Raw genomic sequence first — 15,382 nt, forward strand, 5'->3', positions numbered from 1 at the left:
CAATTACACCAATGGCAATACCAACAATTAATCCTTGCCATCTCCCTCTCTTTTTTTGACTGGGAAATTCTTTGGTATAATTAATACCCTCAATATCCTCCTGATCTTCTTCTGTTTGAGGATAGACTTTACGGCTATTTATAAAACCCATTTGATATCTCCTTGCCTAATCATAAGCTTTACACTTTCTTGGTTTAATCATTATTGCCATAAATAGTTCCTACTCAGCCATTACAAGCGCCCGAAATTGCTCGATATACTAGCTACTTCAAAAGGTAATTTTTGGCAACATTAATTGTTGTAGACTAGCAGTTAAAGCATTATTAACGGATTGTGGAGAAACGCACTATAGTTTAAGACTATATCACCTCATTTACTTAGTTTTCTGGTCTTATTCTGCTCTAACTCTTTAGCAATAGGCATCCGCCAACCTGTGCCAAAAGCTCGCTCGCTAATCTTCAGCCCCGGAGGTGCTTGTCTACGTTTAAATTCTGCCCGCATGACTAATTTTACTACTTTATTTACTACTTCTGAATCATGTCCTGCTGCTATAATTTCGTCTAAGGATTCGCAGTTTTCTACTAAGCGAAATAAGATCTCATCTAATACTTCGTAAGCAGGTAAGGAATCTTGGTCTTTTTGATCTTCTTTTAATTCAGCACTTGGAGCTTTAGTTATAATATTTTCGGGAATAATATTTTGCTTTTGAGTAATTAGTAAATTTTCGGCTCCATAGAATTTTTTATTGCTATTAACTGCCTGTTCATTCAACCAACGACACAGAGAATAAACGCGAGTTTTTGGCACATCTGAAATTACAGCTAATCCACCATTCATATCACCATAAAGTGTGCAATAACCAACTGCCATTTCTGACTTATTGCCTGTAGATAATAGTAAATGACCAAACTTATTAGAAATAGCCATTAATAAATTTCCACGAATTCGAGATTGAATATTTTCTTCAGCAATGCCAAAATTTGTATCTGCAAATAAATCTGCCAAACTATTATCATAACCTTTCATTAAATCCCCAATAGATATAATTTGTTTAGGAATACCCAAATTTTCTACTAAAGCATCAGCATCTTTCACAGAATGCTCCGAACTGTAGGGAGAAGGCATTAAAATAACAAAAACATTTTCCTTTCCTAATGCAGCAGTAGCGATCGCTGCGACTAAAGCAGAATCTATTCCTCCACTTAAACCCAGGACAACTTTGGAAAAACCACACTTCCGCACATAATCTTTTACGCCTAAAACTAAAGCAGACCAAATTTCTTCATCTTCGCTTTCTGGCAGATTTATACTTTCAAAATTCACTGAGATTAAATCTTTTTTTGCCGAATTAAATTCTACAACTGCCAAATTTGTCTCAAAAGGTTTAGCACGATAAATAACATTCCCAGCAGAATTAAAAACCACACTACAACCATCAAAAATTAAATCGTCATTCCCACCTACTTGATTGACATAAATAATTGGTATTTGATAACGATTAGTACTATGTTCTAACATTGCTTCTCGCAATTTTTGTTTCCTAACTCGATAGGGAGAAGCTGACATATTAATCACAAAATCAACCTGTTGCTCGGCTAATTCTTTCATGGGGTCGCAAGTATAATTTCGCTTTCCCCAAAATTCTGCATCATTCCACAAATCTTCGCAGATAGTTACGCCTACTTTAACTGAAGATTCTGAGCTTTCGGGAGAAGTGTCTAATGTGAAAAAATCGCTACTTTTACCAGGCTCAAAATATCGGTCTTCGTCAAAGACATCATAAGTAGGTAAAAGCCGTTTATGAAATATTTGTTTGACTTTTCCATTGGCTAATAAAGCTGCACTATTAAATAATGATTTTTCTCCATTTTGAGCAGCTTGAGAATTAAAAATTACAGTTCCTACTAAAACAGCTATTTCTGATGGTAAATCTTGAGCTAACTTTTCTAATTCCACACCAGCAGCTTCAATCAAACTAGGATAAATTAATAAATCTCGTGGCGGATAACCTATCAATGATAATTCTGGAGTTATCATCAACTTAGCATCTAAAATTTGTGCTTTTTTGGCAGCTTCTAAAATTAATTTAGCATTGCCGGAAATATCACCAATAATAGGGTTAAGTTGAGCGATCGCTATTTTCATAAATTCTATCTAATTAATGATTATTAAAGGAAAATTTTTTTTCCTGTAAAATATATATTATGTTTGTATAAGCAGTGATAATATTAACGTGGAAGTAAAATTTATCGTAGATATAGTAGATTTAGAAGGTAATTTTAATTAGGAACTTATTTAATCAAAATTCCTAATTAAACTCGGAGGCAATAATGGTCTAATAACTACAGTTATTGCTTTCCTAAATCTTTGCCAAAACGGTGTCTAAAATTGGCAATTGATGTTGTTGGGAGTACATATTCTCCACAATGTAGATCCCCTGCTTCAAATCCTAATTGTTGCAAAACTTGATAATGTGACTGAGAATGTTGCGCATCAACAAACCCCACAGTTGGTTGTAGTTGCTCAAACCGAGATGAAAGTAAACTGGAAAAAGCACAACCCATTATATTAAAAGGGTTTGGATTTAAAGTTGTTTCTCTTTGATCGTCGCTCATTAGCTTTGCTATATGTGCTGGGAAGTAGATTAAACTATTAATAGGAACGGCCGATCGCAACACTCCACCTTCACTAAATAAAATATCTCCATGTTCCTCAAAGCGTTGAATAGCTAACTCTGGGGCAAAACAATGGGGAGCTGAATCATCAATAATAATAGTACCCGACTTAACTTGCATAATATCTAATACATTAGGCACATTTGTAGCACCAACAATCAAAGTAGAGTTGTAAATTTCAGGAGGTACTACTGTTGTTGATAATGCTAAATTTATTTGACCTTTAAAGCCAAAAATTTCAACTAATTCTTGCTTAATATTCTCTAGTAAATCTAACTTACTATAAATATCACAAAGAGTAATTTCTTGAGGATGTGGTAAACATTTAAGCATTAACGAAAGTACATTTGTCCCTACCGAACCTAAACCTAAAAATCCAACTTTTTCTCCACTTAAATTCCGTCCGCTTTCCTCGCAAACCTTTTTAATAGTGAGTATAACAGCAGCACCAGTAGTTCCATGTCCAGTAGTAATTTTGGGCAAATCCTGGCGATTAGCAATTGCTTTTGTAATAGCACGACCATAATCAGTAGCAGAAGGAATTAAGCCAGTCAAAGAAACACATTTAGCACCTATTCGGGCAGCCATTTCCAAGGCTTCAACAATTTTACTAACTAGAACGTCCTGATTGCTATATAGTTCTGAACTAAGTTGAGGGATAATTATGCCAGCAATTCGACCGCAATTAGTTTCTCGGACACTTCTCAAAAATGGAAGATTTTCAAAGATATTTTCAACAACATAATCCCGACTTAAACCAGAAATTGCTAGATCGGATGCGTCTATGCAACCTAAAGATGCAGAATCTACAGGGGGAATTTTTCCTACGGACAATAAAGACAATAAAGAACGATGTTCAACTTCTAGAAATTCAGATTTTTTATGATTAACAAGTTCCTGATTTTCCTGATTTAATATTTTGGGAAATTCATTAGTATGAGTATCTTTTTTGTTTTGTATTAATTCGGTAATACTATCAGTTAATTCAGCAATTGTGGGATGTGACAATAAACTTTGTAGTGAAAGACTAACATTCATTGCTGTGGATATTTTAGAAACTAATTGCATTGCTGTGAGAGAATGTCCACCTAACTCAAAAAAGTTATCGTATATACTAACTTGAGGGATTCCTAAAACTTCTGCATAAAGCTCTGCTAATAGCTTTTCTTCAGGAGTGCGTGCAGCTACAAATTTAGCGTTTGACCTAGATTGTACTGACTCCGGTTTAGGTAAAGAGCGTCGATCTACTTTCCCATTTGCTGTTAGAGGTAGTTTTTTAAGAGGTACAAATATGGGAATCATGTAGTCTGGTAATTTTTCTGCTAAGAAGTGACGCAGTTCGCTGTGAAGAGAATTTGGGAGGGTTTTTTCGGGAAAATTAGTTGCAGTTTTTCCAAAATTGTTGTTTGAATTTGAGGTTTCGTCAATACTACTCACAAAATAGGCAACTAAACGGCGATCGCCTTCTCTATCTTCTCGCACGATTACTACTGACTGCTGTATTGCAGGATGTTGATTTAATACTGCTTCTATTTCTCCAAGTTCAATACGGAAACCGCGAATTTTAACCTGATTATCAATGCGACCTAAATATTCTATATTGCCATCGGATAAATAACGAGCTAAATCTCCTGTTTTATATAGCTTTGAGTTATTATTATTAAAGGGATTAGGAATGAATTTTGCTGCTGTTAATTCTGGTCTATTCAGATATCCCCGTGCTAAACCAGCACCACCTATGTGTAATTCTCCTGGTACCCCCAGGGGGACTGGTTGCTGATGTTGATCTAGAATATACAGTTGAGTATTGGCAATAGGACAACCTATAGGAATTACTTCTTTGAGAGAGTCTTCTGGTTTCACCTGATAGACGCAACAACCCACTACTGTTTCCGTAGGTCCATATTCATTAATTAGCTTTGTTTCTGGAGCATTATTTGACCAAAATGATACGGTTGTTGCTGGTAGCGCTTCTCCACCAATAATGAATGCTCTAGTTTGATCGGATGCTTTTTCTGGTGGTATCAGAGTGTTAAGTATTTGTAAATGAGCTGGTGTCAGTTTGACTAAGCTCAAATTCTTTTGGGAACATAAAAGTTCCCTCAGAGCTTCTATTTCATCTTCTTCGGGTAACAAAATCATTTCTTTCCCTGTTAATAAAGGAGAGAAAAAGGATGTTACCGTAGCATCAAAGCCAATAGAAGAATTAACCGGAACTCCATTTCCTTCTTTTACCTGATATGCTTTTGTACACCAGCTTAAGTAATTTACCACTCCTCTATGAATAATCATGGTTCCCTTTGGTTTTCCTGTGGAACCTGAAGTATAAATTACATAAGCTAAATTATCTGGAGTTACCCCACTCACTAAATTCTCAATACTTTGATTGGCAATAGTATCCCAGTTATCTAAACAAACAACTTGTGCAGAATGTTCTGGTAAACTCGGTAATACCGATTCACTGGTTAGCAACACTGACATCGCTGCATCTTCCAACATATAAGCTAAACGTTCTGTTGGATAACTCGGATCGAGAGGAACATAAGCACCTCCTGCTTTTAATATTCCCAGTAATCCCACAATCATTTCCAGAGAGCGGTTGATGCAGATACCTACCAGTGTGTCTAGTTTGACACCTAAACTTTGCAGATAATGAGCAAGTTGATTAGCTTTTGCATTCAACTGCTGATAGGTTAACTCTTGTTTGTCAAATACTACTGCGACTGCATCGGGTGTTTTTTGTACTTGTTCTTCAAATAACTGATGAATACATTTATCTTGGGGATAAAATTCTTGAGTCTGGTTAAATTCGGTTAGGAGTTGTTGCAGGTGATGACTAGCATTAATTTTTAACTTACTAATTGCTGCTACAGGATTTTCGACTACACTTGCTAATAATACTTGAAATTGTTCGGTTAATCTTTGGATATCTTCAGAATTATAGGCATTAGCATCATAGTGAAATTCGGCAGTTAAGTTGTTATCTTGAGTAATTACAAGTTTGATTTTATATTTATCAGTACAAGTGTAAATCCTGTCTATTTGAAAATCAACATTTTGAGAAATATTATTCAGTTCTATAAATTCAAAACTCAGAGGTAAAAAAGATTGTTCAGAGTAGTTTTCAGTGGTCGGAATAAATTGTTCCCAAGTAAAATAATCCTGCCATTTAAAAATATCAGATATTGATGCTTTTACCTGTTCTAATAATTCGTTAAACTGCAAGTCTTCCTGAACTTGAAAAGACAAAGGTAAATGTTTAGCAAATAATCCTAAGGCTTGTTCTAAATCTTCATATTTTCGACCATCGCTCACCAGGCCAACTACAATATTTAACTTTCCTGTTAGTCGCCAGATTAATGTCAGCCAACAAGTTAATAAAAAGTCCGATGTTGAGATATCTAATTGTTTAGCTATGTTTTCTACTTTGGTAGCTAAATCTGAATCTATAATATTTTGTTGAACTTTTGGCTGAAATGCTTCTGACTGTTTTTCAAAAGGGAGTTTTAAATTGAAACGATTAGAAATGTCTTGTTTTTCCCAATATTCTTTTCCTAATTTAGCCTCTTCTGCTGCAAGTAATTGATTTTGCCATTCAGCAATATCAGCATATTGTAATTCAGCTTCTGGTAACTCATTTCCTTCTAAACAAGCGATATATTCTTGATTAAGTTCATTGACTAAAAGTTGTAGACTTTTTGAGTCAGCAATTAGAGCAGGTAAAGTAATTAGTAAAGTTTGCTGTTCGGGGGATATTTTTACAAGAGATGCATGAAAGAGAGAGTCTTTTTTTAGCTCGATTTTTTTTTGACTTAAATTTTCCCAAATTTTAGCAATTTCAGCAGTTTTTTGAGTTGGTTCTACTTGAGTTAAATCATATTCTTTTCCCCAATAAATATTACCATCTCTAATAATTTGTACTCCAACAATCATGCCTGGCAATGAATCGAAGTTGGTGCGAAAAATTTCATGGCGTTCAACAATTTTTTGTAAAGCTGATTTGAGTATTTGTAAGTCTACATTCCCAGGAATTGAAATTGCACATTGAGCTAAATATATTTCAGTTTTTTCAGTTTTTTGCAACAACCACAGATGTTTTTGTTGTGGAGAAAGCCCATATCCTTCAGTAATTTCTTGTTCTGTTTCTATAGCCAAATTTTGCATTTTTTTTATCCAATTATATTAATATTGATTCTGGTTATATACCTAATTTAAAATGTGATATTTAGTAGATTAGTTATTAATTAATACAGCAGGTTTCAGACTAATGTGGTAAAATTAACCAAAAAATAAGGTCTCAACCTCGACTTCCCAGCGGAATGCTGCGCAAACAGGCAGAGGTACTGATAACTGATAACTGATTTCCCTACTTCCTTTTTTTAATTTTTACTCTCAAATAAACATCTCCAAAAATAAAAAATGAAATCAATTCCAGATATGAAATCAACAATTTCATTCCCTATTCCCTATTCCCTATTCCCTGACTTCTGCAAGAAGTCTAATGATTCAGCCATTCCTACTACAACTTTCCGCTTGCCAACAAAAGGAGTTCTACCATGAGCAGTTAACATATTATCTAGTAATAAAACATCTCCAGCTTGCCAAGGAAATTTTACGGCTTCTTGCTGATAAATTTCTCGAATCTCATCAAGAATAGATGTTTCAATAGGACTACCATCACCATAATAAGTATTACGGGGCAGTTCATCTTCTTCAAAAACAGATAAAAGTTGCTCTTGAACTTGCTTTGTTAAATTTGAGATATGAAATAGATGAGCTTGATTAAACCATACCATTTCTCCTGTTTTTGGATGAGAAGCAACAGCTTGACAAACTTGATAAGTTCTGAGGGAATTTCCTTCTTGCCAATCAAACTTAATTCCAGCGCGATCGCAATATTTTTCTACTTCGGATTTATCATTAGTTTGAAAAACAGTTTCCCAAGGCAAATCTAATCCATTGCCATAGTTACGGACATACATGATTTTTTTGTCCTGAAACTTTTCCCTAATAGTAGGATTAATACGTTCAAAAATCTTTCGACTATTAGCTATTGGTGTAGCTCCTCCTTGTTCTGATGGTTGAATACAATAAAAACAAATTTTCATCGGCCAACTGAGAGTATATGCCATTTCATTATGCAAAGGAATTGATTGTTCTGGCGGATATTCAGTGGATGTATATACCTGATTACTAACTTGAGTTCTAGGTGTCGAACGGTAAGAATATTCTAACAATTTGCCAAAATTAGATTGCATAAAATTTTCAAATTCAGCAATGCTATTTAATTGGAAATTCCTAAATAAAATCCCCCCCTCTTTTAACAAATGAGTTTCGATTAACTCTCGATTATTATTTGCCCAACTAATTAGATTTAATTTTTCTACAGATGGTTGAATGACGATAGGAAGAGGGCAGTCTGGTTCGAGATAATCAATTTTAATCATGTCTTGGGCAGATAATTTTACCCCTTGTCGCTTGATACTTCCTATTTTTTTTAGACTAGGTTGTTTAAGTATTTCGTTCATAGTTTTTTTAGGATTAGGGTGTGAAAAATTGTTATAAGAAACCTGGTTTTTGAGAGGGAAATGTTAGTATTGTGGGCATTTGAGATAAACCAGGTTTCTCTGCTGGAGTGTGAGAAAATATGGTGTAGGTAGGTGAAGCGATCGCTTCATTCTACCTAAAGATTAAATGTGTTTTACCGAGTAGATTTTGGCTTTCGTTTAATCTTTTTCAGCATTTGGCGACTGTTAGCCTCAAGTTCTTGTTCCTTGAGAAGTTGTTGTCGTTTTCGGTCTGTGTCAACAATCTCTAATAGTTGAGCTAACTGCAACTCCTGAGTATTAGCCACAATACCCTCCAATAAAGTTTTGAGATTTTCTAAGATTTGAACTATAGTCTGCGCTGTAAAACGACTGTCATCATAATCTATCCTCACCAATAACTCTTCACCAGGTGCTACTACCATAGTTAGAGGCGTACTGGTTTTAAGGATATATTGAGACTTAGTTACGCTCACAGATTGACTATTTTGTTTGAGAGAGTCATCTATCGGATAGTTCTCAAACACCACAATACTTTCAAATAAAGGAGTTCCCCCAGGTAATTCGCTCATGCTCTGAATTTCTGCCAGTGGGCTATAGGAATACTCCTGTAATTCCGCTTGATGTTCCTGCAAAGCTTTCAACCAAGACCAAATTGATTCATTGGCAGAAACATTAACCCGCATTGGTAAAGTATTGATGAATAGCCCCACTATATTTTCCACTCCTGGCAAACTGGGAGGGCGGCCTGAAACTGTTACCCCAAACAAAACATCTGACTTACTACTGTAACAACTCAGAAGCACTGCCCACATACCCTGTATTAGTGTGGATAAAGTAAGTTGATGTTCTCGAACCTGAGATTCTAATGCTTTTGTCGTTGCAGATGATAAATGTAATCTTTGTATGTGGTCTATCTGCGCAGTTTGAGAGTTATCGGACTTTGACTTATCCTCCAATAGTGGAGTCGGAGTCTTAAACCCTGATAGAGTTTCTCGCCAAAAAGCTTCTGCTTTTACAGAATCTTGTTGTTGCAACCAGGCAATATAATTTTTATAGGGAACAGGGGTTGGCAGACTGCCGCCCTTACCCAGACACTCTGTTTGATAAAAGTTCAAAACTTCTTGAAAGATAATTGACGATCCCCAACCATCTATCAGAATATGGTGATGGCTCCAAATAAACTTATAAGTTTGCTCCGACACCCGAATCAAAGTACAGTGCATCAAAGGAGCTTGGTTAAGTGCAACACCATCTTGTCTTTGGGTTGTCAGTAAAGTATCCAAATTATTTTGTTGTTCAGCACTAGAGAGGGTTTGCCAGTCCAAATAATTCCAAGGCAAATCTACTTGTTGATGCACTATCTGTAGTGGCTGTTTGCATTTTTCCCAGACAAACATAGTTCTGAGTATTGACTGACGATCTATTACTTTTTGCCATGCTTGTTGGAAAGCCTCAACCTGAAATTCCCCAGATAAAGTTAAGACTAGCTGGTTAAAATAGGTTCCTGAATTTGGAGCAACTAGAACATGGAATAGTATTCCTTGCTGCATGGGAGAAAGAGGATATATAGACTCTATCTTCTTCAGTTTTTCTGCTGCCAAGATTTGGTCGAGTTCCAGTTGGTTTAACTGAGCTAATGGAAAATCTGAAGGTGTATAACCTCCCGCATCTGGGGATAAACAATGTTCTATCAGTTGCTCTAATGCTTCTATGTAATTACGGGATAGCTTTTCGATTGTAGATTCATTATGGAAATTACGGCTATACTTCCAGGTGACTTGCAGTTTTCCTGCTACTACTGCTGCATTAATATCTAATAAATAACTGCGAGTTGCCTCTGGACTATGCTCAGTTCCAATAGATTCTGATGCTATTTGCCAATCGATTTCAGCGGATTGAGTGTTGTCAAGTTGACCTAAATAGTTGAAACAAATTTGAGCTTTGGGTAATGTATTTAATTCAGAGTCGCCACTGAGATAACGTAATATTCCATAGCCAACTCCACGTTCGGGAATACTTCGTAACTGTTCTTTCACTAACTTGAGAGATTCTCCCAGTTTCTTACTATCATTAGTTTGTAGCAGCACAGGGAATAAACTGGTAAACCATCCTACTGTTCTGGATAAATCTATATCTTCAAACAAATCTTCCCGTCCGTGTCCTTCTAAGTCTATCAATACAGTTGATTTCCCTACCCATTGACTCAAGGTTTGTAGAGTTGCTGTAAGTAGCACATCATTAATTTGGGTATTGTATGCTGAAGGAACTTCCTGTAAGAGAGAACGAGTTTTTTCTACGCTGAGACTCTCTGAAATTTCAGCTTTGGATGCGACTATGTTTTGCTCTAAACTTACATCATTGTCTACTGGTATCGGGGTGAATTTTGACCAAGGTAGCGATCGCCAATAATTCAATTGTTGTTGTAATTTTTCTGATTTGGCATATTCCTGTAAACGTAGAGCAAAATCTTGAAATGCTGTAGTTTTTGGCGGTAATTTTACAGTCTGTTCTTTTTCTAATTGCTGGTAAACTTTCAAAAAGTCTTCTAGTAAAATGCGCCAAGAGACTCCATCAACTGCTAAGTGATGAATGACAATTAGTAAACGGCGACCATTATTTCCTAACTCAAACAGCACCACTCCCATTAGCTGCCCCTCTGAAAGGTTCAAGCTCCCTTGTCGGTTGTTGGCTATTTCAGATAAATTTGCCGACTGTTGCGACTTAGGAATATCGGATAGATTTACCACCTCGAATGGTACTATTTCATCAAGTTCCTGGTTTGTTTGCTGCCATCCAGTCTCTGTGCGGGTAAACCGTAGACGTAAAGCATCGTGATGTTCTAATAACTTAGATAAACTTTGAGACAACAATTCTGGCTTGACAGTATCAGGAACTTGCAACAATATTGATTGATTGAAATGATGGGGTTGGGATCTGTTTTGCTCAAAGAACCATTGTTGAATAGGAGTCAGGGGTACTATCCCACTAACTAAACCTTGTTGAGCTAATGTAGTTGTTACACTGTCTGCTACCTGAGCTAGTTGTGCAATAGTTGGATATTTAAAAATCTGCTTGGGAGTAATTTTAATTCCTGCTTGTTCAGCAATAGCATGAACGCGAGAAACAAGTTGAATACTTAAGATAGAATCTCCACCCACTGCAAAGAAATTATCATGGATGCTAACTTTTTCAATCCCTAGTAGCTCTTGCCAAATACTAGCTAAGGTTTTTTCAATAGGTGTCTGAGGTGGAACATATTCAGACGTTCTAGTTAATTCTATATCTGGTGCAGGTAGAGCTTTCCGGTCTACCTTGCCATTGGGAGTTAGTGGCAGAGATTCTAATAAAACAAAGGCAGACGGAACCATATACTCTGGTAATTTTGACACCAGGTAGGGTTGCAATTCTGTGCTACTTAATGAAGGATCGGAGCTAACTAAATAAGCTACCAGTCGTTTATTTCCTGGGTTGTCTTCCCGACTTATAACTACAGTTTGTTGTACTTGAGGATGGCTAGATAGAGCTGATTCAATTTCTCCAAGTTCAATACGGAAACCGCGAATTTTCACTTGGTTATCAATGCGACCGAGATATTCAATAGTTCCATCTGGCAAATATCGAGCTAAGTCTCCTGTTTTATATAACCTCTTCCCTTCTGACTCCGTACGGACGTTGCATGCAACGTCCCTACCTCCTGATTCCTTCCAGATAATAAATTTTTCTGCCGTCAAGTCTGGTCTGTTGAGATATCCTCGTGCTAAACCTGCGCCACCAATGTGCAATTCTCCTGCTACTCCTATGGGTACTGGTTGATGATTACGGTCTAGGATGTATAGTTGAGTATTCGCTATCGGGCGACCTATAGGAACTATTTCTTGGTAAGACTTTTCAGGTTTAACCTGATAGACGCAACATCCTACTACTGTTTCGGTAGGTCCGTATTCATTAATTAGCTTTGTTTCTGGAGCATTGTTTGACCAATATGATAAGGTTTTCACTGGTAATGCTTCACCACCAATGATAAATGCTCTTGTTTGATTAGATGCTTTTTCTGGTGGTATTAGAGTGTTAAGTATCTGTAAGTGAGCTGGCGTGAGTTTAACTAAACTCAAATTATTCTGGGAGCATAGAAGTTGACTCAGAGCTTCAATTTCATCTTCTTCAGGTAATAAGATTACTTGTTTACCTTTTAATAACGGAGAGAATAGAGAAGTGATAGTGGCGTCAAACCCAATAGAGGAATTGACTGGAACTCCATTTCCTTCCGTGAGTTGATATGTTTGGGTACACCAACTTAAATAATTTACTACTCCTCTATGAATAATCATGGTTCCTTTTGGTTTACCTGTGGAACCTGAAGTATAAATTATATAAGCTAAATTGTCTGGAGTTACTTCAGTGAGAGGATTATCTATACTTTGCTGGGCAATAGTATCCCAATTGCTATCTAAACAGATAACTTGTGCAGAATGTTCTGGTAAATTAGGCAATACTGATTCACTGGTTAGCAACACTGGCAATGCTGCATCTTCTAACATATACCCTAAGCGTTCTTTTGGATAACTGGGGTCAAGGGGAACGTAAGCTGCTCCTGCTTTTAAGATGCCTAGTAATCCTACCATCATTTCTACAGAACGGTTAATACAAATACCGACAAGTGTTTCAGGTTTAACTGCTAAAGTTTGCAAATAACGAGCAAGTTGATTAGCTTTAGTGTTTAGCTGCTGATAGGTTAATTGTTGTTCTTGAAATACGACGGCAACTGCATCGGGTGTTTTTTCTGCTTGTTCTTCAAATAGCTGATGGATACATTTGTCTGAGGGATATTCAACTGCTGTATTATTCCATTCTACAAGTATTTGATGTCGCTCTTGTTCCGTTAGTAGAGGCAGTTCAGCAATACTTTGTTCTGGATCGCTAACAACTGCTTCTAATAACTGCTGAAAATGCTCTCCCATGCGAATAATTGTAGTCGCATCAAAAATGTCTGTTTTATATACTAAATATGCTTCAAGTTCAGTTTCTGTCTCTCTTACAGATAAAGTTATATCAAACCTTGCTGCCATATCTTTCTCATTCATAGGAGTTAAAGTTAAACCAGGTAACTCCAGTTTTTCTGACAGTGCAGTTTGGAAATCAAATAAGACCTGAAATAGAGGATTATAACTAAGAGAACGTTCTGGTTGTAAAGCTTCTACTAATTGCTCAAAAGGTACATCTTGACGAGCATAACTTTCTAGAGTCACCTGTCGTACTTGTTTTAATACATCCAAAAAACTAGGATTACCTTGCAATTGAGTCCGCAATACTAAGGTATTTATAAAAAAGCCAATCAATGGTTCAATTTCCGAGCGATCGCGATTAGCAGTAGGAGAACCTACTACAATATCATCTTGGTTACTGTAGCGCGAGAGTAAAACTACAAAAGCACTCAGTAAAGTCATAAATAAAGTTGCCCCAGATTTTTGACTCAGGGTTTTCAACTTCTGAGTTACTGTAGAATTTACCTGAAATGATTCGATACTACCTCGGAAAGTTTGAATAGCTGGACGGGGGCGATCGCTAGGCAATTCTAATAATGGTGGTGCCCCTGCCAACTGTTGTTTCCAATAGTTGAGATTAGCTTCTCGCAATTCTTGGGATAACCACTGACGTTGCCAGTAAGCAAAGTCAGCATATTGAATAGATAACTCAGGCAAAGTCGAAGGTTTTCCTTCTGAAAATGCTTGATAAAGACTAGATAATTCTCGGATGAATATTCCAGTTGACCAACCATCTGTAACTATGTGGTGCATTACCAGCGACAAAATATAAGATTCTGTTTCTAACTTGAGTAGAGAAACTCGCAATAGGGAATCATTAGTCAAGTCAAAAAGTCTTGCTTGCTCTTCTTTTACTATTTTTTGTGCAGCAGTTAATTTGTGTTCTTCTGGCAATGACTCTAAATCAATTATTGGAAAACTGAAGCTAGATGGAGCATTAATTATCTGTATGGGATTTCCATTTTTTATCACAAAATTTGTGCGCAAGATTTCGTGACGGCGAACAATTTCCTCAATCGTTTTTTCCAGAGCAGAAATATTGAGTTTGCCTTTTAGCTCTAGTACGCCATAGTTATGATAAGCAGTAGTTTCTTCCTCAAAGCGATCGAGAAACCAAAGTCGTTGTTGGGCAAAAGATAAGGGAATATCAATATCTCGTGAAATCGGTTCAATAGGAGGTAATTGTAATTTTTCTCCTTTAAAATCATCTATAGCTTTACTAAGTTCTCCAACTGTGGGGAAGTCAAACAAATATTTGAGGGGAATTTCTGTTTTAAATGCTATTCGTAACCGAGAGATAACTTGGGTTGCTAATAAGGAATTGCCTCCCACTGAGAAAAAATTATCGTGGATACCTATTTTTTCTACTTTTAATAGTTGAGACCAAATATTAGCTAAAAGTTCTTCTGTCGGGTTGCGGGGGGCAACAAAATTTTCTAATTCCCGACGAATACTGTCAGGTTCAGGCAAAGCTTTTTTGTCAATTTTGCCGTTGGCAGTAAGTGGTAAAAATTCTAGTTTGACAAAAGCTGATGGGATAGCATAGTCTGCTAATTTTTCTTGGAGAAACTGACGTAAATTATTAGGAGAAAATTGTTTTTTAGTAGGTACGAAATAAGCAATTAAACGCTTATTGCTAGAATCATCTCCCTTGACAATAACTACAGCAGTTTGTACTTCTGGATGGGAGGCGATCGCTGCTTCTACTTCTCCCAACTCTATACGAAAACCACGAATTTTAACCTGGTTATCAATACGTCCGAGAAATTCAATATTCCCATCTGGTAAATACCGAACTAAATCACCCGTTTTATATAGGGAAGAATCCCCCCTAACCCCCCTTGATAAGGGGGGGACATTTTCCAGTATCTCCCTTGATAAGGGGGGAACATTTTCCAGTCTCCCCCTTTCTAAGGGGGACGGAAGGGGGATAAATTTTTCCGCTGTTAATTCTGGACGGTTGAAATAACCACGAGCTAAACCTGCACCTCCAATATGAAGCTCTCCAGGAACCCCAACCGGAACAGGTTGCAATTTTTGATCTAATACATAGACTTGAGTAGTATCCACTCAATATGATGGGGTAGGGAATGATTATAACTGCCAAGACCAATCA

At 36.7% G+C, this 15,382-nt stretch carries 4 protein-coding genes; all 4 read right to left on the bottom strand.

Annotation, left to right across the window (positions count from 1 at the left end):
- Positions 1-369: 369 nt before the first annotated feature.
- The 4 genes from ACP6PM_RS08095 to ACP6PM_RS08110 all read right to left on the bottom strand — a co-directional run bounded on the left by ACP6PM_RS08095 (position 370) and on the right by ACP6PM_RS08110 (position 15,336).
- Positions 370-2,145: an NAD+ synthase gene (locus ACP6PM_RS08095; protein WP_426583494.1), complete on the bottom strand. Its 1,776-nt coding sequence runs from the start codon at positions 2,143-2,145 to the stop codon at positions 370-372.
- A 203-nt stretch (positions 2,146-2,348) separates the two neighbouring features.
- Entirely contained in the window at positions 2,349-6,839 is a 4,491-nt protein-coding gene (locus ACP6PM_RS08100; RefSeq protein WP_426583496.1) for an amino acid adenylation domain-containing protein, read from the bottom strand.
- 302 nt (positions 6,840-7,141) lie between these two features.
- Positions 7,142-8,203 carry a TauD/TfdA family dioxygenase gene (locus ACP6PM_RS08105; RefSeq protein ID WP_426583498.1) on the bottom strand — a complete coding sequence of 354 codons (1,062 nt, stop codon included), beginning with the start codon at positions 8,201-8,203 and terminating at the stop codon, positions 7,142-7,144.
- 173 nt (positions 8,204-8,376) lie between these two features.
- Positions 8,377-15,336 (bottom strand): amino acid adenylation domain-containing protein, encoded by a 6,960-nt coding sequence (locus tag ACP6PM_RS08110; RefSeq protein ID WP_426583499.1) that lies wholly within the window; start codon positions 15,334-15,336, stop codon positions 8,377-8,379.
- Positions 15,337-15,382: the final 46 nt, after the last annotated feature.

The sequence above is a fragment of the Dapis brunnea BLCC-M229 genome, from assembly GCF_050015995.1.
Taxonomy (GTDB): Bacteria; Cyanobacteriota; Cyanobacteriia; order Cyanobacteriales; family Microcoleaceae; genus Trichodesmium.